General features: G+C 69.7%; 24 protein-coding genes and 1 tRNA gene. 2 read left to right on the top strand and 23 right to left on the bottom strand.

Translation table 11 applies throughout. From position 1 onward, the window contains the following. Positions 1–8: 8 nt before the first annotated feature. The 20 genes from proS to ME121_RS09990 form a co-directional block, all read right to left on the bottom strand. Entirely contained in the window at positions 9–1,334 is a 1,326-nt protein-coding gene (proS, locus tag ME121_RS09895) for a proline--tRNA ligase (protein WP_012319020.1), read from the bottom strand. A 466-nt stretch (positions 1,335–1,800) separates the two neighbouring features. Further along, positions 1,801–2,127 (bottom strand): DUF1467 family protein, encoded by a 327-nt coding sequence (locus ME121_RS09900; RefSeq protein WP_024830242.1) that lies wholly within the window; start codon positions 2,125–2,127, stop codon positions 1,801–1,803. Between the two features lie 5 nt (positions 2,128–2,132). Then, positions 2,133–2,537: a methylmalonyl-CoA epimerase gene (mce, locus tag ME121_RS09905; RefSeq protein ID WP_012319022.1), complete on the bottom strand. Its 405-nt coding sequence runs from the start codon at positions 2,535–2,537 to the stop codon at positions 2,133–2,135. Positions 2,538–2,806: 269 nt separating this feature from the next. Continuing rightward, a complete protein-coding gene (locus tag ME121_RS09910; protein ID WP_012319023.1) occupies positions 2,807–4,480 on the bottom strand; it encodes a ribonuclease J in 1,674 nt (557 codons plus the stop codon). A gap of 16 nt (positions 4,481–4,496) precedes the next feature. Beyond that, on the bottom strand, positions 4,497–5,300 hold the full coding sequence (locus tag ME121_RS09915) for a biotin--[acetyl-CoA-carboxylase] ligase (RefSeq protein WP_024830241.1): 804 nt from the start codon (positions 5,298–5,300) through the stop codon (positions 4,497–4,499). 7 nt (positions 5,301–5,307) lie between these two features. Further along, the gene (gene nuoN, locus ME121_RS09920) at positions 5,308–6,753 is read right to left on the bottom strand and encodes an NADH-quinone oxidoreductase subunit NuoN (protein ID WP_059408769.1); all 1,446 of its coding nucleotides are present in this window, start codon (positions 6,751–6,753) and stop codon (positions 5,308–5,310) included. Between the two features lie 10 nt (positions 6,754–6,763). After that, the gene (locus tag ME121_RS09925) at positions 6,764–8,284 is read right to left on the bottom strand and encodes an NADH-quinone oxidoreductase subunit M (protein WP_012319026.1); all 1,521 of its coding nucleotides are present in this window, start codon (positions 8,282–8,284) and stop codon (positions 6,764–6,766) included. A 1-nt stretch (position 8,285) separates the two neighbouring features. Next, positions 8,286–10,394 carry an NADH-quinone oxidoreductase subunit L gene (gene nuoL, locus ME121_RS09930; RefSeq protein WP_059408770.1) on the bottom strand — a complete coding sequence of 703 codons (2,109 nt, stop codon included), beginning with the start codon at positions 10,392–10,394 and terminating at the stop codon, positions 8,286–8,288. Positions 10,395–10,476: 82 nt separating this feature from the next. After that, positions 10,477–10,782, bottom strand: a complete 306-nt coding sequence (nuoK, locus tag ME121_RS09935) for an NADH-quinone oxidoreductase subunit NuoK (protein ID WP_010686008.1) — start codon at positions 10,780–10,782, stop codon at positions 10,477–10,479. A gap of 22 nt (positions 10,783–10,804) precedes the next feature. Next, positions 10,805–11,425 (bottom strand): NADH-quinone oxidoreductase subunit J, encoded by a 621-nt coding sequence (locus ME121_RS09940; protein WP_012319028.1) that lies wholly within the window; start codon positions 11,423–11,425, stop codon positions 10,805–10,807. Between the two features lie 222 nt (positions 11,426–11,647). Next, entirely contained in the window at positions 11,648–12,136 is a 489-nt protein-coding gene (nuoI, locus tag ME121_RS09945; protein WP_007560744.1) for an NADH-quinone oxidoreductase subunit NuoI, read from the bottom strand. Between the two features lie 28 nt (positions 12,137–12,164). Continuing rightward, positions 12,165–13,187: an NADH-quinone oxidoreductase subunit NuoH gene (gene nuoH / locus ME121_RS09950; protein WP_012319029.1), complete on the bottom strand. Its 1,023-nt coding sequence runs from the start codon at positions 13,185–13,187 to the stop codon at positions 12,165–12,167. 13 nt (positions 13,188–13,200) lie between these two features. After that, a complete protein-coding gene (gene nuoG / locus ME121_RS09955; RefSeq protein WP_053622710.1) occupies positions 13,201–15,282 on the bottom strand; it encodes an NADH-quinone oxidoreductase subunit NuoG in 2,082 nt (693 codons plus the stop codon). Between the two features lie 10 nt (positions 15,283–15,292). Further along, a complete protein-coding gene (locus ME121_RS09960) occupies positions 15,293–15,478 on the bottom strand; it encodes a hypothetical protein (protein WP_308630469.1) in 186 nt (61 codons plus the stop codon). A gap of 28 nt (positions 15,479–15,506) precedes the next feature. Further along, positions 15,507–16,808, bottom strand: a complete 1,302-nt coding sequence (nuoF, locus tag ME121_RS09965) for an NADH-quinone oxidoreductase subunit NuoF (RefSeq protein WP_012319032.1) — start codon at positions 16,806–16,808, stop codon at positions 15,507–15,509. Between the two features lie 9 nt (positions 16,809–16,817). Further along, positions 16,818–18,191: an NADH-quinone oxidoreductase subunit NuoE gene (nuoE, locus tag ME121_RS09970; RefSeq protein WP_059408771.1), complete on the bottom strand. Its 1,374-nt coding sequence runs from the start codon at positions 18,189–18,191 to the stop codon at positions 16,818–16,820. Between the two features lie 10 nt (positions 18,192–18,201). Beyond that, positions 18,202–19,392 carry an NADH-quinone oxidoreductase subunit D gene (locus tag ME121_RS09975; protein ID WP_012319034.1) on the bottom strand — a complete coding sequence of 397 codons (1,191 nt, stop codon included), beginning with the start codon at positions 19,390–19,392 and terminating at the stop codon, positions 18,202–18,204. A 16-nt stretch (positions 19,393–19,408) separates the two neighbouring features. Next, positions 19,409–20,056: an NADH-quinone oxidoreductase subunit C gene (locus ME121_RS09980; RefSeq protein ID WP_012319035.1), complete on the bottom strand. Its 648-nt coding sequence runs from the start codon at positions 20,054–20,056 to the stop codon at positions 19,409–19,411. Between the two features lie 9 nt (positions 20,057–20,065). Then, positions 20,066–20,653 carry a NuoB/complex I 20 kDa subunit family protein gene (locus ME121_RS09985; protein WP_010686017.1) on the bottom strand — a complete coding sequence of 196 codons (588 nt, stop codon included), beginning with the start codon at positions 20,651–20,653 and terminating at the stop codon, positions 20,066–20,068. Between the two features lie 42 nt (positions 20,654–20,695). Then, the gene (locus ME121_RS09990; RefSeq protein ID WP_007560754.1) at positions 20,696–21,061 is read right to left on the bottom strand and encodes an NADH-quinone oxidoreductase subunit A; all 366 of its coding nucleotides are present in this window, start codon (positions 21,059–21,061) and stop codon (positions 20,696–20,698) included. A 374-nt stretch (positions 21,062–21,435) separates the two neighbouring features. Here ME121_RS09990 and ME121_RS09995 point away from each other — a divergent pair. Further along, a tRNA-Asp gene (locus tag ME121_RS09995) sits at positions 21,436–21,512 on the top strand. Between the two features lie 77 nt (positions 21,513–21,589). Here the strand turns inward: ME121_RS09995 and ME121_RS10000 are convergent. Both ME121_RS10000 and ME121_RS10005 read right to left on the bottom strand, forming a co-directional pair. Continuing rightward, entirely contained in the window at positions 21,590–22,507 is a 918-nt protein-coding gene (locus tag ME121_RS10000) for an EamA family transporter (RefSeq protein ID WP_024830236.1), read from the bottom strand. 30 nt (positions 22,508–22,537) lie between these two features. Beyond that, entirely contained in the window at positions 22,538–22,849 is a 312-nt protein-coding gene (locus tag ME121_RS10005; RefSeq protein ID WP_012319037.1) for a DUF1127 domain-containing protein, read from the bottom strand. Positions 22,850–22,963: 114 nt separating this feature from the next. Between ME121_RS10005 and ME121_RS10010 the strand changes: the two genes are divergently transcribed. Then, positions 22,964–24,355: an aminotransferase-like domain-containing protein gene (locus tag ME121_RS10010; protein WP_012319038.1), complete on the top strand. Its 1,392-nt coding sequence runs from the start codon at positions 22,964–22,966 to the stop codon at positions 24,353–24,355. Positions 24,356–24,365: 10 nt separating this feature from the next. On the opposite strand, the gene ME121_RS10015 is transcribed toward ME121_RS10010, so the two are convergent. Next, positions 24,366–25,678: sensor histidine kinase (locus ME121_RS10015; protein ID WP_491892830.1), on the bottom strand; the 1,313-nt coding region annotated here is incomplete at its 5' end.

Below are 25,678 nucleotides of genomic sequence, written 5' to 3' on the forward strand. Positions count from 1 at the left end.
GGCACGCCTCAGACGCGCCGGATGCGTGCCAGCAGATCGACGGTCGCGAGGCTCTCGCGCTCGCCACCGGCACGCCGCTTCAGCTCGACCTTGCCCTCCGCCAAGCCCTTGGGCCCGACGATCACCTGCCAGGGCAGGCCGATCAGGTCGGCGGTGGCGAACTTCGCGCCGGGGCGCTCGTCGCGGTCGTCGTAGAGCACCGACAGGCCGGCGGCCTCGAGATCGGACTGGATCTGCGCGCAGGCGGCTTCGGTCGCGGAATCCCCGACCTTGAGGTTGATCAGCGCGACGTCGAACGGCGCGACCGCGTCCGGCCAGATGATCCCGGCCTCGTCGTGGCTGGCCTCGATGATCGCCGCCACCAGGCGGCTCGGCCCGATGCCGTAGGAGCCCATGTGGACCGGCCGCTCGATCCCGTCCGGACCGGCGACCTTGGCGCCCATCGGCTCGGAATACTTCGTTCCGAAATAGAAGATGTGCCCGACCTCGATGCCGCGGGCGGCCATGCGGCTGTCCTCCGGGACCTCCGCGAAGGCCGCCGGCTCGTGCATCTCCTCGGTGGCCGCGTAGTGCGAGGTCCAGGCATCGACGATGCCCTGCAGGGCGGCGACGTCGTCGAAATCGACGGTCGCCGGCGGGATGTCGAAGCCGAGATAGGCCTTGTCGCAGAAGACCTCGCTCTCGCCGGTCTTCGCCAGGATGATGAACTCGTGGGACAGGTCGCCGCCGATCGGGCCGGTATCGGCGCGCATCGGGATCGCCTTCAGGCCGAGGCCCGCGAAGGTGCGCAGATACGCCACGAACATCCGGTTGTAGGCGTGGCGGGCGCCGGCCTGGTCGAAGTCGAACGAGTAGGCGTCCTTCATCAGGAACTCGCGGGAGCGCATCGTGCCGAAGCGCGGCCGCACCTCGTCGCGGAACTTCCACGAGATCTGGTAGAGGTTCTTGGGCAGGTCCTTGTAGGAGCGCACGCTCGCCCGGAAGATCTCGGTGACCATCTCCTCGGCGGTGGGGCCGTAGAGCATCTCGCGGTCGTGCCGGTCCTTCAGGCGCAGCATCTCCTTGCCGTAGGCGTCGTAGCGGCCGGATTCCCGCCACAGCTCGGCGGACTGCACCGTCGGCATCAGGATCTCGACGGCGCCGGACCGGTCCTGCTCCCGCCGGATCACCGCGCAGACGCGCTCCAGCACCCGCAGGCCCAGCGGCAGCCAGGCGTAGATGCCGGCGGCTTCCTGGCGGACCAGGCCGGCGCGCAGCATCAGCCGGTGCGAGACGATCTCGGCTTCCTTGGGCGTCTCGCGCAAGGTCGGCATGAAGTAGCGGGAGAGACGCATGTCTTCGGAGTCTTGGAAGAGGATCGACCGGGAGGAGCCGCGGCGCGCCGGCACACAACACGCCGGAGACGCAAATTACAAGCACTGCGCGACCACGGCGGGGCGTAATCGCGGCGAACCGGAGGCGGCGGCCCGGCCGCGGCGAGGCCGCTGCCTAGGCGGGAAGCGGTATGCCCATTTGCCGGCAAGAAAGCGCAGATTTTTCTCGCAGACCCGGTGACAACACGAATTGTTGTTCCTATAAGCGTCCGGCGATGTTTGCGACGCCCGGAAGAGGTGGCGCAAGGTCCGAGTCTCGGGAGGAAAAGCGACCGCCCCGCAGCCAATGCGAGGGATATTTCAAGGTCGAGCCACTGAAGCTTGAAAGCAAGGCCTCGGGCCTTGCTTTTTTTATTCTTGGGACCCGTCGGCTGGGCGGTGTCGGGGCGCCCGACGGTCCTCCGCCCGTCTAGGTTTCCCGGCCGTCCTACAGCCCGGTCAGCGGGAACACCGCCAAGGCGATCAGGAAGGCGGCCCCCGCGACCAGCGTCGTCCAGATGGCCTTCTCGCGCAGACGCGGCGCCGCCGGCGCGCCGGGATCCTGACCCGGCACCACGTGGCTGGGCCGCGTCTCCGGCTGGTTCCGCAGGGGCAGGACCGCGAAGAGCAGCGTCCACCAGACCACGAAGTAGAGGGCGATCGCGCCGCCTACCGTCAGCTTGAACAGGCCCACCGCCGCCGCCACGAAGGCGGCGATCATCGCGGCGATGACGGCCAGCGTCATCGGCGTCGAGCGGGCGAGCGTGGTCATCATCCGGCTCACACCTGCTCCAGCTCGACCAGGGTGCCCAGGAAGTCCTTGGGATGCAGGAACAGGACCGGCTTGCCGTGGGCGCCGATCCGCGGCTCGCCGGTGCCGAGCACCCGGGCGCCCTGCGCCTTGAGCTTGTCGCGGGCGGCCAGGATGTCGTCGACCTCGTAGCAGACGTGATGGATGCCGCCGCCCGGGTTGCGGGCCACGAAGGACTCGATCGGCGAGCCCTCGCCCAGGGGGGCCATCAGCTCGATCTTGCTGTTCGGCAGCTCGACGAACACGACGGTGACGCCGTGCTCGGGCTGCGGCAGGGGCGCGGTGATCTTCGCACCCAGCGTGTCGCGATAGACCGCGCAGGCGGCGTCGAGATCCTGCACGGCGATGGCCACGTGGTTGAGACGGCCGATCATGGTGTTTCCTCCCCAGCGCTGGCTCCCTGTCCGGGAGCTTTGTTCGTTCGCGGGGAAGGCTCCGCCCGTGCGGCCGGACGCGACCTGCCCCTCTCCCGTGCGGGAGAGGGTTGGGGGGAGGGATACGCCCTCTCCTGCCGAACCTGTCCCCTCGCCCTGTCCCTCTCCCGCGCGGGAGAGGGAACCTGTGTCTTCTCCGGCCGACGATGAGAGACTTCAGCTGTCTCGAAGCGCTGCAGATTACAGCGCCTCGCGATCGGCAGCCAGCCTCAGACCTCCACCACCTGCACGTGGCAGGCCGGCTTCTTGCCCCACACCTCGTTGACCGCGGTGCGCACGGCCCGGTCGACCGTCTTCTCGACGCTCTCCGAGTCCTTCAGCTTGCCCCGCGACATCCCCGAGAGGGTGCGGGAGACCGCGTCCACCACGGTCTCAATCAGCGGCTCCCCGGACCGGCCGCGGTTCGGCAGGCCGATGATGTCCACGGCCGGCTCGCCGAGCACGACGCCGTCCTCGTCGATGGCGATCGCCACCGAGACCAGGCCGGCCTGCATCAGCTTGCGCCGCTCCGGGATCGCCCGGTCCTTCTCGTCGATCAGGACGTCGCCGTCCTTGAACAGGCGGCCGGCCTTCACGTGGTCGATCACCTCGGGCTTGCCGGGGCTCAGACGGATCAGGCTGCCGTTGCGGGCCTTGACCACGTTCTGCACGCCCTGCGCCCGGGCGAAGCGGGCATGCTCGTCGAGGTGCAGGGCCTCGCCGTGGACCGGGATCGCGGTGCCCGGGCGGGTCCACCGGTACATCTCGACCATCTCGTCCCGGCGCGGGTGGCCGGAGACGTGGACGAGGTCGGTGCGGTCGGTGATCACCTCGACGCCCTGCTCGATCAGGTCGTTGATGATCGATCCGACATCGCGCTCGTTGCCCGGGATGGCGCGCGAGGAGAAGATCACCTGGTCGCCGGCGGTGAGGCTGATATCCGGGTGGTCGCGGCGGGAGACGCGGGCGAGCGCCGCCCGCGGCTCGCCCTGGGAGCCGGTGAGCAGGGCGACCACGCGCTCCCGCGGCAGGCTCTTCCACGAATCCGAGCGGCGGAACTCGGGCAGGCCGTCGAGGTAGCCGCACTCGCGGGCGACGTCGATCACCCGGTCCATGGCGCGGCCGACCGCGATGACCTCGCGCCCGCAGGCGGCGGCGGCCTCGGCGACCGCGCGGATGCGGGCCACGTTCGACGCGAAGGTCGTCACCGCGACCCGGTGCGGCGCGTCCGCGATCAGCGTCTTCAGGGTCTCGGCGACGGTCTTCTCGCTCGGCGAGAAGCCCTCGCGCACGACGTTGGTCGAGTCGCACACGATCGCGAGAACGCCCTCGTCCCCGAGCGCCGTGAACGCCTCCGGCGACGTCACGGAGCCGGCCACCGGGGTCGGGTCGATCTTCCAGTCGCCGGTGTGGAGGACGAGACCGGCCGCCGTGCGGATGGCGATGGCGTTCGATTCCGGGATGGAGTGCGAGACCGGCACGTACTCGAGCTCGAACGGGCCGACGGTCACGCGCCGGCCGGGCTTCACCTCCCGCAGCTCGACCTTCGGGGCGCCGGGCTCGGAGAGGCGCCGGGTCTCCAGCAGGTTCTTGGCGAAGCGGGTCGCGTAGACCGGCGCCTTGAGCCGGGGCCACAGTTCCGAGATCGCCCCGATATGGTCCTCGTGCGCGTGGGTGATGAAGATCCCCAGCAGGTCCTTGCGCCGCTCCTCGATGAAGGAGAGGTCGGGGAACATCAGGTCGACGCCGGGCATCTGCTCCTCGCCGGCGAAGCCCATGCCGCAATCGACCATGATCCACTTCCGGCCCTTCTCCGGGCCGAACCCGTAGAGCGCCGCGTTCATCCCGATCTCGCCCACGCCGCCGAGCGGCAGGAAGACCAGCTCCTCCTGTCCTTTAACCATCTGTCGTCGTCCAAACTCAGGCCGCCGTCGCGGCCGATCCGAAATGCACCTCGCCCGCCGTCACGGTATGCCGGTTCCCATCGGGGGCGAGGATCACGAGCCGCCCCCCCTCGTCGATCGTCTCGAACACGCCCCGCAGGGTGTGCCCGCCGCTGTGCACCGCGATCTCCGATCCGAGACCCGCGGCCCGCGCGAGCCAGGCCGCGCGCAGGTCAGCGAAATTCCGTCCTCGGTCCCAGGCGCGCGCCCGCGCGGCCATCCGGTCCGAGAGATGTTCCAGTAGCGCCTCGGCGTCGCGCGCGTAACCCGCCGCCGCCAAGCTCGCGGCCTCCAGGCCGTCCGGCGCGGCCGCGACGTTCACGCCGAAGCCGATGACGGCGGCGCGCCGGCCGCCGGGCAGCGTCTCCGCCTCCAGGAGAAGACCCGCGAGCTTCGCCCCGCCGAGCAGAACGTCGTTCGGCCATTTCAGCCGGAAAGATCGGGCCCCGGCGCCGGATCCGGTATCCGGCAGGGTGCCGCAGGCCGCCTCCAGCGCCTCGATCAGGGCGAGGCCGGCCACGAAGCCGAGTTCGGCGAGGTGGTCCGGCGCGACCCCGGCGACGGGCCAGAGCACGCTGGCCGCGAGGTTCCCGGGAAGCGAGGCCCAGCTGTTGCCGCGCCGGCCGCGGCCCGCCTCCTGGCGGTGCGTCACGACCCAGAGCGGGCCGGTCTCGCCCGCGCGCGCGCGCGCCATGGCCTCCGTGTTGGTGGAGCCGAGGGTGTCGTGGACGTGCAGGCGGTGGCCCTCGGCGCGCGCCGAGGGCCCGAGTCGGTAGCTCAAGGCCGTCCTAGAACAGCGACTTGGCGGCCCGGCCGGCGGCGCCGACCAGCGGGCCGGGCAGCAGGAAGAACAGCACCACCACGACGCTCGACAGGGCCAGCACGACGCGCAGGCCGGGGGCCATCGCCTCGTAGGGCTCCTTCGGCTCGTCGAAGTACATGATCCGCACGACGCGCAGGTAGTAGTAGGCGCCGATCACGCTGGTCACGACGCCGATCACCGCCAGCGTCACGAGGCCCGCCTTGATGGCCGCGGCGAAGACGTAGAACTTCGCGAAGAACCCGGCGAGCGGCGGGATGCCGGCGAGCGAGAACATCATCGCGGCGAGGCAGAAGGCCAGCCACGGATGCGTGCGCGAGAGGCCCGACAGGTCCTCGATCTTCTCGAACATCACGTCCCGGCGCCGCAGCGACAGGATGATCGCGAAGGTGCCGAGGGTCATCGCGAGGTAGATGATCATGTAGGTCACGAGCCCGCTGATCCCCTCCTCCGAGCCGCAGGCGAGCCCGATCAGCGCGTAGCCGATATTGGCGATCGACGAGTAGGCCATCAGGCGCTTGATCGAGGTCTGGCCGATCGCCGCGAAGGAGCCGAGCGCCATCGACACCACCGAGACGAAGATGAAGATCTGCTGCCAGATCGCCGTCACGTCCGGCATGGCGCCGATGAAGACCCGCACGGTCATCGCCACGGCGGCCATCTTGGGCGCCGAGGCGAAGAAGGCCGTCACCGGCGTCGGCGAGCCCTCGTAGACGTCGGGCGTCCACATGTGGAACGGCACGGCCGCCAGCTTGAAGCAGACGCCGGCCGCCAGGAACACGATGCCGAGCACGATGCCGAAGCCGGCATTCTCGTTCAGCGCGGAGACGATGCCGGGGAACGACACGGTGCCGGTGAAGCCGTAGACCAGCGAGGCGCCGTAGAGCAGCATGCCGGAGGAGAGCGCGCCGAGCACGAAGTACTTGAGGCCGGCCTCGGTGGACTTCACGTCGTCCCGGTGGAAGGCGGCGATCACGTAGGCGGCGAGCGACTGCAACTCCAGACCGAGATAGAGCGCGATCAGGTCGTTGGCCGAGACCATGACCATCATGCCGATGGTGCAGAGCACGATCAGCACCGGGAACTCGAACCGGTCGATGCGCTCGCGCTTGAAGAAGTCGTGCGCCAGCAGGATCGTCGCCGACGAGCCGAGCAGCACCAGCGACTTCATCACCTTGGAGAAGGCGTCCGACACGAACGCCCCCGACAGGGTCGTCACCCGGCCGTGGACCGGCTGGGAGATCACCACCGACAGGGCGACGAGGAGCAGGACCAGGGCGCCGACGCTGACGGTCTCGGCGGAGCGGTCGCCGCGCCAGGCGCCGTAGAGGATCAGGACCATGACGCCGACGCCGAGGATCAGCTCGGGCAGGAGCGGCGCCAGCGACGGCAGGACGGAGTGGACGGTTGTCATGGTGTCCGCCTCAGCGCGGGATCGGCAGCGCCGCGGCGGCCGTCTGGGTGTTCGAGAGCGCGGTCTTGATGCTCGCCATGAGCGCATCGGTCGAGGGCGCGAACACGTCGAGCACCGGGGCCGGATGCACGCCGTAGTAGATCGTCAGCACCACCAGCGGCGCCAGGATGATCTTTTCACGGGTGTCGAGATCCAGGATGCCCTGGAGGTTCGGCTTCTCCAGCTTGCCGTAGATCACCCGGGCGTAGAGCCACAGGGCGTAGGCCGCCGACAGGATGATGCCGAAGGTCGAGAAGAACGCGACGTTCGGGTTCGCCTTGAAGGCGCCGAGCATCGCCAGGAACTCGCCGACGAAGCCGGAGGTGCCGGGGAGGCCGACATTGGCCATGGTGAAGATCAGCATGGCCACGGCGTAGAGCGGCATCCGCTTCACGAGGCCGCCATAGGCGGCGATCTCGCGGGTGTGCATCCGGTCGTAGACGACGCCGACGCAGAGGAAGAGCGCCCCCGACACGATGCCGTGGGAGATCATCAGGAACAGCGCGCCCTGGATGCCCTGCTCATTCAAGGTGAACAGGCCGAGCGTCACGAAGCCCATATGGGCCACCGACGAGTAGGCGATCAGCTTCTTGATGTCGGTCTGCATCATCGCGGTGAGCGAGGTGAAGATGATCGCGATCACCGAGAGGGCGAAGACGAAGGGCGCGAACTCCTGGCTCGCCACCGGCAGCATCGGCAGCGAGATCCGGATGAAGCCGTAGCCGCCCATCTTCAGGAGGATGCCGGCCAGGATCACCGAGCCGGCGGTGGGGGCCTCCACGTGGGCGTCGGGCAGCCAGGTGTGGACCGGCCACATCGGCATCTTCACCGCGAACGAGGCGAAGAAGGCGAGCCACAGCCAGGTCTGCATCTGCACCGGGAAGCGGTACTGCAGCAGGGTCGGGATGTCGGTGGTTCCGGCCTGCCAGTACATCGCCATCACGGCGAGCAGCATCAGCACCGAGCCGAGCAGGGTGTAGAGGAAGAACTTGAAGCTCGCGTAGATCCGGCGCTGCCCGCCCCAGATGCCGATGATCAGGAACATCGGGATCAGGCCGGCCTCGAAGAACAGGTAGAACAGCAGCAGGTCGAGGGAGGCGAACACGCCGATCATCGTCGTCTCGAGGACGAGGAAGGCGACGAAGTACTCCTTCACCCGGAAGTGGATCGAGTGCCACGAGGCGCCGATGCAGAACGGCATCAGGAACGTGGTCAGCAGGATCAGCGGCATCGAGAAGCCGTCGACGCCGAGCTTGAACCGGATCGTCTCGGTGAGCCAGGCGTGGCTCTCCACCAGCTGGAAGCTCGACGAGGCGGCGTCGTAGCGGCTCCAGGCCACCAGGGAGAGCAGGAAGGTGACCACCGTGGTGGCGAGCGCGGCCCAGCGGCTGTTGCGCGCGACCGATTCCTCGTCGCCGTTCAGCGTCAGGATGAAGGCCGCGCCGCAGAGCGGCACGATCAGCAGGCCGGAGAGGATGCCGAGGCCGAGCATGTCAGTGAGCACCCTTGGGCAGGCCGGACATCAGGTACCAGCTGATCAGGCCGGCGACGCCGATGAGCATCACGAAGGCGTAATGGTACAGGTAGCCGGTCTGGAGCCGGACGACCCCGCGGGTCACGTCCACGACGCGCGCCGCGATGCCGTTGGGGCCGAGGCCGTCGATGATCCGGCCGTCGCCCTCCTTCCAGAGGAACAGGCCGAAATCCTTGGCCGGGCGGACGAAGATCCGGTCGTAGATCTCGTCGAAGTACCACTTGTTGAGCAGGAACCGGTACAGCGACGGCTGCTGCGCGGCGAGCTGGCCCGGAAGCTCCGGCCGGCGGATGTACATCCAGTAGGCCAGCACGAAGCCGAGGATCAGCATGACGAGCGGCGAGTAGGAGACCAGAGCCGGGACCTCGTGGATCTCGTGCATGATGTGGTTGTTCGGCCCGTGCGCCAGGGCGTGGCCCCAGAACGCGTCCATCCCCTCGCCGATGAAGCGGTTGTGGAAGATGATCCCGGCGAACAGCGCGCCGAAGGCGAGGATCGCCAGCGGGATCGTCATCACCAGCGGGCTCTCGTGGGGCGTGTGGTCGCCGTGGTGGCCGTGCCCGTGATGGTCGTCGGCGACGAGGTCGCTCCTGTGCGCCGGCTCGACGTCGTGGCCCTTGTCGTCGTGGGCGACGCCCTCGGTGTGGCCCGGCGCGCCGTCGGCCTCGTGCGCCATGGTGGAGTGCGCGACCGCGAGGGCGTCGTGGTGACCGTGGGCCGCGTGCGCGCCCCAGCGCGCCGGACCCTCGAAGGTCATGAAGAACAGGCGCCACGAGTAGAACGAGGTGAAGAACGCCGCCACCACGACGCACAGGAAGGCGAGGGTGTGGCCCGGCCGGGTCGACGCGTAGGCGGCCTCGATGATCGCGTCCTTCGAGTAGTAGCCGGCCGTGTAGGGGAAGCCGATCAGCGCCAGGGAGCCGATCGCCATCATGGCGCTGGTGTAGGGGATGTAGCGGCGCAGGCCGCCCATGTTCCGCATGTCCTGCTCGTGGTGCATCGCGTGGATGACCGAGCCGGCCCCGAGGAACAGCAGCGCCTTGAAGAAGGCGTGGGTGAAGAGGTGGAACACGCCGGCCGAGTAGGCGCCGACGCCGAGCGCCACGAACATGTAGCCGAGCTGCGAGCAGGTCGAGTAGGCGATCACCCGCTTGATGTCGTTCTGCACCAGCCCGATCGTGGCCGCGAAGAACGCCGTGATGCCGCCGATCACCGTCACGACGATGAGCGCGTTCGGCGCCTCCTCGAAGAGCGGCGAGAGGCGCGCGACCATGAACACGCCCGCGGTCACCATGGTGGCGGCGTGGATCAGCGCCGAGACCGGTGTCGGGCCCTCCATCGCGTCCGGGAGCCACGTGTGCAGCAGGAACTGCGCCGACTTGCCCATGGCGCCCATGAACAGCAGCAGGCAGGCGAGGGTCAGTGCGTTCCAGTCGTAGCCGAGGAAGTGGAAGGTGAGCGTCTTGATCGCGTCGACCTTGCCGAAGATCGCGTCGAAGGCCACCGAGCCGGTGAGCACGAAGGTCAGGAAGATGCCGAGGGAGAAGCCGAAATCGCCCACGCGGTTGACGATGAACGCCTTCATGGCGGCGGCGTTGGCCGAGGGCTTCTCGTACCAGAACCCGATCAGCAGGTAGGAGGCGAGGCCCACGCCCTCCCAGCCGAAGAACATCTGCACGAGGTTGTCGGCCGTCACCAGCATCAGCATGGCGAAGGTGAACAGCGACAGGTAGGCGAAGAAGCGCGGCCGGTGCGGGTCCTCCTCCATGTAGCCCACGGAGTAGAGGTGCACGAGGGTCGAGACGGTGGTCACGACGACCAGCATCACCCGCGTCAGGGTGTCGACCTTGAAGGCCCAGTCGACCTGCAGGTCGCCGGCCGAGAACCAGGACGCAACCTGCACCCGCTCGGCGTGGCCGCCGTCGAGAAACACGCCCCAGGCGATCAGCGCCGTGAAGGCCAGGAACGCCGTGGTGATGTACTCACAGGCCCGCGCCCCGATGTACCGGCCGAACAGGCCGGCGATCAGGAAGCCGATGAGCGGGAAGAAGACGATCGCGTGATACATCGCTCTCTTGCAGTCCGTCCTCCGGGCCGGCCGCGAGGCGGCGGCGTCCGGATGTCACTCGGGGCGCGCGAAGGTGAAGGCCCTAGCCCTTCATCATGCTGACGTCTTCCACCGCGATCGAGCCGCGGTTGCGGAAGAACACCACCAGGATGGCGAGGCCGATCGCCGATTCGGCGGCCGCGACGGTCAGCACGAACAGGGCGAAGACCTGTCCGGTGATGTCGTTCAGCTGCGTCGAGAAGGCGACGAGGTTGATGTTGACCGAGAGCAGGATCAGCTCGACCGACATCAGGATGACGATGATGTTCTTGCGGTTGATGAAGATGCCGAGCACGCCGAGCGTGAACAGGATCGCCGCGACGGTGAGGTAGTGGCTCAGGCCGATCATCGTTCGAATCTCCGGGCGATCATCAGACCTCGACACCCTGGCGCGACGGGACCTTTCGGGTCTCCACCGCCATTGCCTGGGTGCGGGCGTTCTGGACCGCGATGCTCTGGCGCTTGACACCCGGCCGGTCGCGCAGCGTCAGCACGATCGCGCCGATCATGGCGACCAGCAGGATCAGGCCGGCGAGCTGGAAGAAGTAGGCGTAGTCCGTGTAGATCACCCGGCCGAGCGCCTGGGCGTTGGTGAGGTTCTCGGCGGCCGCGACGTTGCCGAGCGGGGCCTGGACGAGGCCCGGGTCGATGCTCCACGAGCCGACGACCAGCAGCAACTCGACCAGGAAGATCGCGCCGATCAGGGCGCCAATCGGTAAGTATTGCTGGAAGCCCTGGCGCAGCTCGGCGAAATCGACGTCGAGCATCATCACGACGAACAGGAACAGGACCGCGACCGCGCCGACGTAGACGACCACGAGGATCATCGCGAGGAACTCGGCGCCCATCAGGACGAACAGTCCGGCGGCGTTCACGAAGGCGAGGATCAGGAACAGCACCGAGGCGACGGGATTGCGCGAGGCGATCACCATGAAGCCCGACGCGACCGTGATGCTCGCGAACAGATAGAAGAAGGCGGCTGCTGCGGTCATGCGCTGGTCGGGATCGGCCGCCGGAGCGGCCCCTTCTGCCGTGCGTGGAGACGGTCCGCAGCGGGCGGCCCGTCTATAGAACCCGGTCGGCGGGGGCACAACAGCGCCCCCGGCATGGCTCTAGAGGATCGCACCGGAAACGGGAACCGGCACGGTGCTCTAGAGGCTTGTTCTCGCATCATCTTCTTCCGAGAGCCGGCGGCCGCCCTTCGGGACGACGCGTCAGCGATACGGCGCGTCCATCGCGATGTTGCGGGCGATCTCACGCTCCCAGCGGTCGCCGTTCAGCAGGAGCTTCTGCTTGTCGTAGAGAAGCTCCTCCCGGGTCTCCACCGAGAATTCGAAGTTGGGGCCCTCGACGATGGCGTCCACCGGGCAGGCCTCCTGGCACATGCCGCAGTAGATGCACTTCACCATGTCGATGTCGTAGCGCGTCGTCCGGCGTGTGCCGTCGTTGCGGCGGGGGCCCGCCTCGATGGTGATCGCCTGCGCCGGGCAGATCGCCTCGCAGAGCTTGCAGGCGATGCAGCGCTCCTCGCCGTTGGGGTAGCGGCGCAGGGCGTGCTCGCCCCGGAAGCGCGGGCCGCGGTGGCCCATCTCGAAGGGGTAGTTGATCGTGGCCTTCGGCTTGAAGAAGTAGCGCATGCCGAGGATCATCCCCGACACGAACTCCTTCAGGAGAAGGCTCTTGGCGACCTGATCGAGCTTCATGCCCGGATCTCCGATGCGAAGGGTGGGCTCAGGCGCCCGGCGCGAGGCCGGTCAGCTTGAGCACGAAGGCGACGACGACGACCGAGATCAGGGAGATCGGCAGGAAGACCTTCCAGCCGAGGCGCATGAGCTGATCGTAGCGGTAGCGGGGCACGATGGACTTCACCATCGCGAACAGGAAGAACAGGAAGCTGGCCTTCAGGGTGAACCAGATCACGCCCGGCACCCAGGTGAAGGGGGCGAACGGGATCGGGGACAGCCAGCCGCCCATGAACAGGATGGTCCCGAGGGCGCACATGCTCATGATGGCGACGTACTCGCCGAGCATGAACAGCAGGTACGGGGTCGAGGAATACTCGACCATGTAGCCGGCCACGAGCTCCGACTCCGCCTCCGGCAGGTCGAAGGGCGGGCGGTTGGTCTCGGCCAGCGCCGAGACGAAGAACACCACGAACATCGGGAACAGCCACAGCCAGTACCAGCCGAAGATCCCGAGGCTGGTGTCCTGCGCCATGACGATGCGCGAGAGGTTGAGCGAGCCGGCGCAGAGCAGCACGCAGATGATCACGAAGCCGAGCGAGACCTCGTAGGAGATCATCTGGGCCGCCGAGCGCAGGGCGCCGAGGAACGCGTATTTCGAGTTCGACGCCCAGCCGCCCATGATGACGCCGTACACGCCGAGCGACGAGATCGCGAAGATGTAGGTGATGCCGACGTTGATGTCGGCGATCGCCCAGCCGTCGGCGAGCGGGATCACCGCCCAGCTCGACAGGGCGAGCATCGCGAAGACCAGCGGCGCCAGCAGGTAGATCGCCTTGTTGGCGCCCGCCGGGATCACCGGCTCCTTGATCACGAACTTGATCAGGTCGGCGAAGGACTGGAACAGGCCGAACGGCCCGACCACGTTCGGGCCGCGCCGGAGCTGCACCGCCGCCCAGATCTTCCGGTCGGCGAGCAGCGCGTAGGCGATGAACACGAGGAGCGCCGAGAGGAGCACGAAGCTCTTCAGCACGATCAGGAGCACGGTCCCGAGGATTTCGAGCGGCGTCATCGGTCTTGAGCTCCTACTCGGCCGCCGCGAGGGGCCGCGCCTCGGCGGCGCGCTCCCGGGCGAGGCGCGAGCACTCCGCGAGGATGCGCGAGGCGCGGGCGATCGGGTTGGTGAGGTAGAAGTCGGTCACCGGCGACGCGAAGGCCGGTCCGGTCGCGGAGCCGCCGAGACCGGCGAGCCGGTCGACCGCTTCCGCGACGGTGCCGGGCGCCACGGCCCCGATCGCCGCCAGATGCGGGTGGGCGGCGTAGAGCGCCCGGCGGAGGGCGGTGAGCGAGTCGAACGGCAGGCGCTTGCCCAGCACGTCCGAGAGGGCGCGGAGGATCGCCCAATCCTCGCGGGCGTCGCCCGGCGGGAAGGCGGCGCGGTTGCCCATCTGGACCCGGCCTTCCGTGTTCACCCAGGTCGCCGACTTCTCGCTATAGGCGGCCCCCGGCAGGATCACGTCGGCGCGGGAGGCCCCGCGATCTCCGTGGCTGCCCTGGTAGACCACGAAAGCGCCCGGGGCGACGTCACGCTCGTCGGCGCCGAGGTTGAACAGGACGTCGAGGGCGCCGGGCTCCAGCATCTGCGCGAAGGTCAATCCGCCCTCCCCCGGCACGAAGCCGAGATCGAGCGCCCCGACCCGGGCAGCGGCCGTGTGCAGCACGCCGAAGCCGTTCCCCTCGGCCGAGACCGCGCCGATCTCCTTCGCGAGGGAGGCTGCAGCGGCCAGGACGTCCGGCGCGGCGCTCGCGCCGACGATCACGAGCGGCGCCTTGGCCTCCTTGAGCACGTCGAGGAAGCTGTGCTCGCCGCGGGCGAGCGCCGCCAGCGAATCGGGGCCGGCGCCGATGTAGTGGCTCGGATAGGTCAGGTCGACCGGCTCGCCGATCACGCCCACCGCCAGCGGCGCCATGCGCCAGCGCTTGCGGATCCGCACGTTCAGCAGCGAGGCCTCGGTGCGCGGGTTGGCGCCGACGATCAGGATCGCGTCCGCGGCCTCGAGGCCCGCGATCGTCGGGTTGAAGATGTAGGAGGCGCGGCCGAGCGCCGGGTCGAGGCCGGCATCGGTCTGGCGGCAGTCGAGGTTCGGCGAGCCGAGACCCTTCATCAGCTCGCGGAGCGCGAAGATCTCCTCGACGCCCGCGAGGTCGCCGACCACGGCGCCGACGCGCTTCGGATCCGCGCCCTTCACCCGGGCGGCAATGGCCTGGAACGCCTCACCCCATGAGGCGGGACGCAGGCGACCGTTCTCGCGCAGGTAGGGCCGGTCGAGGCGCTGCATCCGCAGCCCGTCGATGTGGTAGCGCGTCTTGTCGGAGATCCACTCCTCGTTGATCTCCTCGCTGATCCGCGGCTCGATCTGCATGACCTCGCGGCCGCGGGTGTCGATGCGGATCGACGAGCCGACCGCGTCCATCACGTCGACCGACTCGGTCTTGTTCAGCTCCCAGGGGCGGACGTTGTAGCTCTGCGGCCGGTGCACGAGGGCGCCGACCGGGCAGAGGTCGGCGACGTTGCCCTGGAGCTCCGATGCCATCGACTGCTCGAGGTAGCTGGTGATCTCCATGTCCTCGCCGCGACCGATGGCGCCGAGGTCGGGCACGCCCGCCACCTCGGCGAGGAAGCGCACGCAGCGGGTGCAGTGGATGCAGCGGTTCATCGCGGTCCGCACCAGCGGCCCGATATGCTTCTCCTCGACCGCGCGCTTGTTCTCCGTGTAGCGGGTCGAATCGACCCCGTAGGCCATGGCCTGGTCCTGCAGGTCGCAGTGGCCGCCCTGGTCGCAGATCGGGCAGTCGAGGGGGTGGTTGATGAGGAGGAACTCCATCACCCCTTCCCGCGCCTTCTTGGTGCCCTGCGAGCGGGTCAGCACCTCCGGCGGCTCGCCGTTCGGGCCGGGGCGGCAATCCTTCACCGCGTAGGCGCAGGAGGCCACCGGCTTCGGCGCGCCCTTCAGCTCGACGAGGCACATGCGGCAATTGCCGGCGATCGACAGGCGCTCGTGGAAGCAGAAGCGCGGGATCTCGGCCCCCGCGGCCTCGCAGGCCTGGAGCAGCGTGTAATCGGCGGGGACGTCGACCTCGGTGCCGTCGACGAGGATTTTTGTCATCGGTGCAATCTCAGTGCGGGGCGTCGGCGAGATCGAGGCGTCGCTCGATCCGCTCGATGCGAAGCTCGACCCTGTCGATCCGCCGGTGGACGCCAGCCAGATTCTCTTCGACCGCGGCCATGCGGCCTTTCAGTTCTCGGACATCATCGCTGAGGCGATCGACCTTCTCGTCGATCCGCCGCAGGTACACGAGCATCAGGTTGTCAGGCTGGCTCGTCATCGGATCACTCCGCGGCCATCGGCACAGGCTCGCTGTGCGGGTTGGCGGTGTAGCGGTCGATGCGCTTCTCGATCTCCGGGCGGAAGTGCCGGATCAGGCCCTGGATCGGCCAGGCCGCCGCGTCGCCGAGCGCGCAGATCGTGTGACCCTCGATCTGCTTGGTGACCTCGAACAGCATGTCGATCTCGCGCTTCTGCGCGCGGCCCTCGGTCATGCGCTGCATCACCCGCCACATCCAGCCGGTGCCCTCGCGGCAGGGCGTGCACTGGCCGCAGGACTCGTGCTTGTAGAAGTACGAGATCCGCGTGATCGCCGCGACGATGTCGGTGGACTTGTCGAGGACGATCACCGCCGCCGTGCCGAGGCCGGAACCCAGGTTGCGCAGGGTGTCGAAGTCCATCTTGGCGTCGACGATCTGCTCGGCCGGCACCAGCGGCACCGAGGAGCCGCCCGGGATCGAGCACAGCAGGTTGTCCCAGCCGCCGCGCATGCCGCCGCAATGGCGGTCGATGAGTTCGCGGAAGGTGATGCCGAGCTCCTCCTCGACGTTGCACGGCTTGTTGACGTGCCCGGAGACGCAGAAGAGCTTCGTGCCGGTGTTGTTCTTGCCGCCGAGGCCGGCGAACCACGCGCCGCCCCGGCGCAGGATCGTGCCGGCGACCGCGATCGACTCGACGTTGTTCACGGTCGTGGGGCAGCCGTAGAGGCCCATATTGGCCGGGAACGGCGGCTTCAGCCGCGGCATCCCCTTCTTGCCCTCCAGGCTCTCGATGAGCGCCGTCTCCTCGCCGCAGATATAGGCGCCCGCGCCGTGGTGGACGTAGATGTCGAACGGGTAGTCGTGCACGTTCGACTGGCCGACGAGCCGGGCCGCGTAGGCCTCGTCCACGGCCTTCTGGAGCGCGTGCTTCTCGGCGACGTACTCGCCGCGGATGTAGATGTAGCAGGCATGCGCGTTCATCGCGAAGCAGGCCAGCATGCAGCCCTCGATCAGGAGATGCGGATCGTGCCGCATGATCTCCCGGTCCTTGCAGGTGCCCGGCTCCGACTCGTCGGCGTTGACCACGAGGTAGTGCGGGCGCCCGTCCGACTTCTTGGGCATGAACGACCACTTGAGGCCGGTGGGGAAGCCCGCGCCGCCGCGGCCGCGCAGGCCCGAGGCCTTCATCTCCTCGATGATCCAGTCGCGGCCCTGCTCCAGGAGGAACTTGGTCCCGTCCCACGCGCCGCGCTTCTTGGCGGCCTCCAGGCCCGGCGAGTGCAGCCCGTAGAGGTTGGTGAAGATGCGATCCTGATCCGACAGCATGTCAGGTCCTCACTGAGCCGGCGCCGACAGGGCCTTGGCCTGCCCCACCCAGTTCTCGCGGTCGATGCGACCCGGGAACGCGAGGTAGGTGCCGACCCAGGCGATCTCGTCGCGGGACCAGGCGGCGATCTGGTCGAAGTGGTAGATGCCGAGCCCGTTCAGGCGCTGGCTGTTGCCCGGGCCGATGCCCTTGATGCGCGTCAGCTCGTCCGGCTTCCCGGCGCGGGCCGCGTCGAGGCCCGGCGGGCGCTTGCCCACGGCGTCCGCCTTCTGCTCGGGGCTGGCATCCTTCGGCAGGGCCGCGAGGGCGCCGGCGATGCGGGCCTCCTCGGCCTCGGCCGCCATCTCGCCCTCGCTGGCCCCAGAGGCTTCCGGCTGCTGCGGGACGGCGTCGCGGTCCGGCACCGCCTGGTGGCCCTGCTCGCCGGCCGCGGGCTCGCCCTCGGCGACGCGCTTGGCCGGCGAGTCGAGCACGTCCGCGTCGCCCTGGCGGGCGGCGCCGTGCTTGGCGGTGGACCGGCCGCGCTCGGCCGCGTCCGCGCGATCCTCGGGCTTGACCGGCGTCTCGCCGTCGGCGGCGCGCTGGGCCGGCGCATCGGTGACCGTGCGCTCCACCGGGCGGCCGGCATCGGGCCGCGCCGGCTTCGGGTTCTCGGCGGCCTGCTGGGTTCCGGAAGCCGCCTCGCCGGTCTTGGACACTGGCGCGGCGGCCGGCTCCTCGGCCTTGCCGGCCTCCTCGAAGCGCTTGCGCCACGCGCCGACACGCGACCCGTCGAACAGCGTCGGGTCGGTGAGGGTGTTCACGGCGCCCTGGGGCTCGGACGAGACGCGCCCGGTCTGCGAGCCGACCTTCACGGGCCGGCCGGCGGCGAGGTCGTCCATCAGCTGGCCGAGGGACTCGGGCGTCAGGTCCTCGTAGTAATCCTGGTTGATCTGGACCATCGGCGCGTTGCAGCAGGCGCCGAGGCACTCGACCTCGAGCCACGAGAACTTGCCGTCGGCCGAGACGTGGCCGGCCGGTCCGAGGCGGGCCTGGAGCATCTCCTTGAGGCCCCGCGCGCCGCAGGAATCGCACGGGACCGTGCCGCAGACCTGGATCCAGAACCGCCCGACCGGCTCCAGGGCGAACATCGTGTAGAAGGTCGCCACCTCCAGCACGCGGATGTTCGGCATGCCGAGCTCGGCCGCCACCGCCTCGATGGCCGCGCGCGGCAGCCAGCCGCCGTTCTGCTCCTGCGCCCGCCAGAGCAGCGATATCACCGCGGAGGCCTGACGGCCTTCGGGGTACTTGGCGATCTGGGTCTTGGCCCACTCGGCGTTCTCGGGGGAGAACGCGAAGCTCTCGGGCTGCTCCGAGGCGGGGGCGAGTCTGCGGTTTGCCATCGCTTCTGTCTTACCGATCCACTTCGCCGAACACGATGTCGAGCGTGCCGAGCACGCAGGACACGTCGGCTAAGAGGTGCCCGCGGCACATCCAGTCCATCGCCTGAAGATGCGCGAAGCCCGGCGCGCGGATCTTGCAGCGATACGGCTTGTTGGTGCCGTCGGACACAAGATACACGCCGAACTCGCCCTTCGGCGCCTCGACCGCGGCGTAGACCTCGCCCTCGGGCACGTGGAAGCCCTCGGTGTAGAGCTTGAAGTGGTGGATGAGCGCCTCCATCGAGCGCTTCATCTCCCGGCGTGGCGGCGGCGCGAACTTGCCGTCGACGGAGGCGATCGGCCCCTGGCCGGCGGGCTCGCGCAGCTTGGCGACGCACTGCTTCATGATGCGCACCGACTGGCGCATCTCCTCCATGCGGATCACCTGACGATCGTAGGTGTCGCCGTTCTTCCCGACGGGGACGTCGAATTCCATCTCCTCGTAGCACTCGTAGGGCTGCGCCTTGCGCAGGTCCCACGGGATGCCCGAGCCGCGCACCATCACGCCCGAGAAGCCCCACTGCATCGCCTCGTCCACCGACACGATGCCGATATCGACGTTGCGCTGCTTGAAGATGCGGTTGGCCATGACGAGGTCGTCGAGGTCCTGGACGACCTGCAGGAACGGGTCGCAGAACGCGTCGATGTCGTCGATGAGCTTTGGCGGCAGGTCCTGGTGGACGCCGCCCGGCCGGAAGTAGTTGGCGTGGAGCCGGGCGCCGGAGGCCCGCTCGTAGAAGATCATCAGCTTCTCGCGCTCCTCGAAGCCCCAGAGCGGGGGCGTGAGGGCGCCGACGTCCATCGCCTGCGTGGTGACGTTGAGCAGGTGCGACAGTAGGCGGCCGATCTCGCAGAACAGCACGCGGATCAGCTGCGCGCGCCGCGGCACCTCGATCCCGGCGAGCTTCTCGATCGCCAGGCAGAAGGCGTGCTCCTGGTTCATCGGCGACACGTAGTCGAGCCGGTCGAAATAGGGCGTCGCCTGCAGGTAGGTCTTGTACTCGATCAGCTTCTCGGTGCCGCGGTGGAGCAGCCCGATATGCGGGTCGACCCGCTCGACCACCTCGCCGTCGAGTTCGAGCACGAGGCGCAGCACCCCGTGCGCCGCCGGGTGCTGCGGGCCGAAGTTGATCGCGAAGTTGCGGATGTTGTGTTCGGTCACGGACGGTCTCCGCGGCTCATGCCGACGTCTTCTCGTCGCCGGGCAGCACGTAGTCGGTGCCTTCCCACGGCGACAAGAAGTCGAAGTTCCGGAATTCCTGCGTCAGCTGCACCGGCTCGTAGACCACCCGCGCCTGGTCCTGGTCGTAGCGGACCTCGACGAAGCCGGTGAGCGGGAAGTCCTTGCGCAGGGGATGCCCCTCGAAGCCGTAATCGGTGAGCAGGCGGCGCAGGTCGGGATGGCCCGAGAACAGGATCCCGTAGAGGTCGTAGGTCTCGCGCTCGTACCAGTTGGCCGCCGGGAAGACCTCGATCACCGAGGGGACCGGCGTCACCTCGTCGGTCTGCACCTTCAGCCGGATGCGCAGGTTATGGCGCAGGGAGAGCAGGTGGTAGACCACGTCGAAGCGCTTCTCGCGCTGCGGATAGTCCACGCCGCATATGTCGATGAAGTTGCGGAACGCGCAGGCCGGATCGTCGCGCAGGTAGGTGAGCGCGTAGACGATGTCGGAGGCCTGGACCACCAGCGTCAGCTCGCCGAACGCGATGGCGTGGGACACCACCGCCGGTCCGAGGGCGCCGACGACGCGCTCGGCCATGGCAGCCACGGCCGCGTCGCCGTAGACCGGCTGGGTGTGGGGCAGGATCGAGATGCCGTTCGTCATGGCCGCTCCTCAGCGCTCGATCGTGCCGGTCCGGCGGATCTTCTTCTGCAGCAGCAGCACGCCGTAGAGCAGCGCCTCGGCGGTGGGCGGGCAGCCGGGCACGTAGATGTCCACCGGCACCACCCGGTCGCAGCCGCGCACCACCGAGTAGGAGTAGTGATAGTAGCCGCCGCCGTTGGCGCAGGAGCCCATCGAGATGACGTAGCGCGGCTCCGGCATCTGGTCGTAGACCTTGCGCAGCGCCGGGGCCATCTTGTTGGTCAGCGTGCCGGCGACGATCATCACGTCGGACTGGCGGGGCGAGCCGCGGGGCGCGAAGCCGAATCGCTCGCAATCGTAGCGCGGCATCGACATCTGCATCATCTCGACCGCGCAGCAGGCGAGACCGAAGGTCATCCACATCAGCGAGCCCGTGCGGGCCCAGTTGATCAGCTCGTCCGTGGTGGTGAGCAGGAAGCCCCGGTCGGCCAGCTCGTCGCTGATCGACAGGAAGGTCGGATCGTCCGCGCCGATCGGGCGGCCGGTGTTGGGATCGATGATCCCCTTCGGCTGGGGCGCGATCGCGGGGGCGCGGTTGGTGTCGGTGATCAGGGCCATCGGCGACTCAGGAATTCAGTGCGGGCGGCGAGCGGCGGGACGTCAATCCCATTCGAGGGCGCCCTTGCGCCACTCGTAGACGAAACCGACCGTCAGCACGCCCAGGAAGACGATCATCGACCAGAAGCCGAACCAGCCCAGATCCCCGAAGGTGATCGCCCAGGGGAAGAGGAACGCGACCTCGAGGTCGAAGATGATGAACAGGATGGCGACGAGGTAGAAGCGCACGTCGAACTTCATGCGGGCGTCGTCGAACGCGTTGAAACCGCACTCGTAGGCCGAGAGCTTCTCGGGATCGGGGCTCTTGAAGGCCACCAGGAAGGGGACGACCAGCAGCGCCGTGGCGATGAACAGCGCCACGCCGATGAACACGATGAGCGGCAGGTAATCCGCCAACAATCCGGTCATGCCAGGGCCTCGCGAGACGAGTGAAACCGCGGTGCGACGCCGACCCGGATCCGCCCGTGGAATTGTTCTTATGCCAGGATGCGCGCGGCCGGAGGCTTAGTCGAGCCGCCGGTCCGTGACAATGGCTTGTCGCGTCGCACAAAGCGCGCTGTCAGCCTTCCTGTCAGTCATGTCCGAGATGGGCTTGCGCGGCCGCGACACAACACGACGGAAGCGCGCAGGCCCCGAGTCGGGAGGCTGGTATGCCTGCGCGTGGGGCCCGCGGACGGTGCCGGTACGAATCCGTGGCGGATGCGCTTGACAGGGCCCCGGGCGCCCCATAAACCCCGCCCCGTCGCCGGGCGAAACGCCCCCACCGAAGGCGACCACGCCGTGCGGGCGTAGCTCAGTTGGTTAGAGTGCCGGCCTGTCACGCCGGAGGTCGCGGGTTCGAGCCCCGTCGCCCGCGCCACGTCCCTTCTCGAACAATCGACAGTACCGGCCTCGCGATCGCGACGGCGCTCGTCGTGCGCCTCGGGTGCGCGCGGGTCACGTCACCTTCGGCGGTGCACCCGTCGCGGGTCCGATCGGGCCGCGCCCCGCGGGCCGGACGGCGGCGCGGCCGCCCCTGAGGCTCAGGGCGATCCCGAAGAGGATGAGGCTGCCGCCGGCCAGGATATCGGCGCTCAGCGGCTCGCCCAGCACGAGGTGCGTGCTCAGGATGCCGGCCACCGGGACCAGCAGCGCGAACGGCGTCACCGCGGCGGCCGGGTAGCGGGTCAGCAGCCGGCTCCAGAGGCCGAAGGCGAGGAGCTGCGTCGGGTAGGCCTGGAAGGCGATCGAGGCGCTCGTCACCCAGTCGGGATGGGTCAGGGCCCGGACGGCGTCGGAGCCCTCGACGATCAGCGAGAGGGCGAGCAGCGGCGGCGTCGTGGCGAGGCTGCCCCAGACCATCAGCGCGAGCATGTCGACGCGGCCGATCCGCTTCGCCACGATGTTGGCGCTGGCCCAGGACAGGGCCGCGCCGACGACCAGCAGCACCGGTCCCGCCGGGGCGCCTCCCGCCCGCCCGAGCGCCACCGCGGCGACGCCGAGGAGCGCGACCGCGCCGCCGATCACCTGGAGCACCCGCGGGCGCTCCTTCAGGACGATCCAGGCGAGCGCCACGGTGAACGGCACCTGCATCTGGATGAGCAGCGACGACAGGCCGGCCGGCATGCCGAGGCGGATCGCCGTGAACAGCAGCCCGAACTGGCCGATCCCGAGCGCCAGCCCGAAGGCCGTCACCAGGGCGGCGGGCGCCCGGGGCGGGCGGATCACCAGGGCGGCTGGCAGGGCCGCGAAGCCGAATCGCAGGGCGCACAGCATCAGCGGCGGCACCGTCACCAGCCCCACCTTGATAGCCACGAAGTTCACACCGAGGAGCGTGACCACGAGGAGCGCGGCCAGCCCGTCACGCAGCGTCATCGGCGCGATCCTAGGACCCGTGCGCCCCGATCACCAAGGGCGCACGGCCGTCCGGGCCCGGCGGCGCTCGTCGCGCCGGCCGACCAGCAGGTGGATCGCGTCGCCCGTGCGCGGCACGCAGGCATCCGCCACGTCCTGCGGCGTCAGGCCGATATCTTTCAATTCCCGGTCCGACAGGGTCGACAGGCGCTGGAGCACGCGCCGGTTCATCGCCGCCCGCGACAGGCCGGCGCGCACCTCCGCGGCGACCGTCAGCACGGGGCCGGCCATCCGGGCGAGCCATCCGCTCCGCGGTCTGATCCGGGCTTCGAGGGCGGCGGTTTCGGTCAGGCACTGGGTCATGGATCCCCTCCTCCGTCGTTTGGGGGCGTCACGATCCTGTCGGCCCGGGGCTGGCGGCGACAGGAACACTTCGGTACGGTTCGGAAGAATTGTCCGGACGAAAGAGCAGTACGGATGTCGGTCGCAGCCAGAAGCCCCGGGACGCGCGTCGAGGCCGTGGTCGGCGAGATCCGGGAGCGGATCGCGGCGCGGCGGCTGGTTCCGGGCGTGCGGATCCCCTCGGTGCGCGCCTTCGCGGAGACGATGGGCGTCTCGAAATCCACCGTCGTCGAGGCCTACGAGCGCCTCGCCGCCGAGGGCGCCGTGGTGCCGCGGCCGGGCTCGGGCTTCTACGTCGCCGGCAAGACGCGGCCGCTCTCGCTCCAGGCGATGGGGCCGCGGCTCGACCGGATCGTCGACCCGCTCTGGATCACCCGGCAGGCGCAGCAGGCCGGCTCCGACCAGCTCAAGCCCGGGGCCGGCTGGCTGCCCGATTCCTGGATGCCCCACGAGGCGATCCGCCGGGGTCTGCGCCGGGTGGCGCGCGCCGACCTCGCCGAGATGACCAACTACGACCGGCCGCTGGGCTACGAGCCCCTGCGCCACCAGATCGCCCGCAAGGTCGGCGAGAAGGGCGTCGGCGCCGAGCCCGACCAGATCGTGCTGGTCGAATCGGCCACGCAGGCGCTGGACCTCGTCTGCCGCTTCCTGCTCCAGCCCGGCGACACCGTGCTGGTGGACGATCCCTGCTACTTCAATTTCCTGGCGCTGCTGCGCGCGCAGCGCGTCGCGGTGGTCGGCGTGCCGATCACCCCGGAGGGGCCGGACCTGCGGGCGCTCGCGACCCTGCTGGAGCAGCACCGCCCGCGCTTCTACCTGACCAACGCGGCCCTCCAGAACCCGACCGGGGCGAGCCTCGCGCCGACCGTGGCGCACCGCCTGCTGAAGCTGTGCGAGGCGCACGACACGCTCATCGTCGAGGACGAGATCTTCGGCGACCTCGAGCCCGAGGCGGCCCCGCGGCTCGCCGGCTTCGACGGGCTGGAGCGGGTGATCCAGATCGGCAGCTTCTCCAAGACCCTGTCGGCGGCCGCGCGCTGCGGCTGGATCGCGCTCCGGGCCGACTGGGTCGAGCCGCTGGTCGACCTCAAGCTGGCCCTCAGCCTCGGCAACGGCCACATCACCGCGGCGCTGGTGCACGCGCTGATCACCGAGGGCGCCTACCGGCGACACCTCGCCGAGACCCGCCGCCGGCTCGCCGGCGCGATGGTGCAGGCCTCCGCGGAGCTGCGCGCCTGCGGCTTGGAGACCTGGGCGCAGCCGCGGGGCGGCTTCTTCCTGTGGATGCGGCTGCCCGACGGGCGCGACGGGGCCGACGTCGCCCGCCGGGCGCTGGCCCGCGGCATGGTGCTGGCGCCCGGGACCTCGTTCAGCCTGTCGGATACGTGGAACGGCTACATGCGTTTCAACGTCGCCCACTGCGCCGATCCGCGGATCCGGCCGATCCTGCGGGAGGCGCTCGGCTGAGGGGGGCCGGTCAGGCCGGCAGCACCAAGTCCGCGCGGAGGCCGCCGAGATCCGACCGCCCGAGGCTCAGGCCGCCGCCGTACAGCTCGGCGAGTTCCAGGGTGATCGGCAGCCCGAAGCCGTGGCCCGGCACGCCCTCGTCGAGGCGCCGGCCCCGGGCCATGACGGCGGAGGCGGCCGCCGGGTCGAGGCCGGGCCCGTCATCCTCCACGACCACGGCCACCGCGCCGTCGCGCGTTGTCGCGGAGACCCGCACGCGGGCCCTGCACCAGCGGCAGGCATTGTCCACGAGGTTGCCGAGCATCTCGTCGAGATCCTGGCCCTCGCAGGAGACCGCCAGGGCTTCCGGGACGTCGAGGTCGATCGCCGCGCCCTTCTCGGCGTGGATCCGGGCCAGCGCCGCGCGCAAGTCCGACAGCCGGGGTGCCAGGGCCGTGCGGCCGCGGGCCGAACCCGCCAGGGCCGCGGCCCGGGCGCGCCGGAGGTGGTGCCGCACCCGCCGGTCCATGTCATCCACCTGCCGGCGCAGCGCGCCGTCCGGATCGCGGGCGGGCTCCGCGAGCGCCATCGACAGGGTGGCGAGCGGCGTCTTGAGGGCGTGGGCGAGGTTGGCGACGTGGCCGCGGGCGCGTTCCAGGTTCTGCGCGTTCTGGTCGAGGAGCGCGTTGAGTTCCGCCACCACCGGCGCGATCTCGGCGGGCTGGTCCGCCGGCACGCGCTCGCGCCGCCCCGACCGGACCGAGGCGAGGTCCGCGCGCAGGCGCGTCAGCGGCGCGAGGCCCAGGCGCACCTGGACCGCCAGCCCGGCGAGCAGGCACAGGCCGAGGATGCCGAGCGCCAGAGCGAGGCTCGTCAGCGCCTCGCGCAGCGGCCCGCGCAGCTCCCCCTCCGGTGCCGCCACCACGATCGTCGCCGGCTCGGGCCCGGGCACGTCCAGCACGCGGGCGACGAGGGGCTCGCCGCGCGGTCCCGTGCCCGAAGCCGGGTGCGGCCGGCCCGGCTCCCCGTCCGGTTCGGGATCGGACAGGCGGATGTCCCCGCCCCGCAGGGAGCCGGACCGGATCGTCGCGCCGCCGCGGCGCACCTCCCAGGCCCAGCCGGGGCCGGGCCGGTCGAAGGGCGGCGCGTCGAGACCCTGCGGGAGGATGCCGGCCTCGAGCCCGGCCCGCAGGGCGACGATCTGCGCGTCGAGCCGGCCGTCGAGCTGCCCGCGCACGAACCGGTGCAGGATCACCCCTATGACGAGGCCCGCCACCACCAGGGCCGCCAGGACCAGCACCAGGGCCGCCGCGAGCAGCCGGGTGCGGAGCGAGCGCCGCGGCG

This window comes from Methylobacterium sp. ME121 (assembly GCF_000974725.1).
Lineage (GTDB): Bacteria > Pseudomonadota > Alphaproteobacteria > Rhizobiales > Beijerinckiaceae > Methylobacterium > Methylobacterium radiotolerans.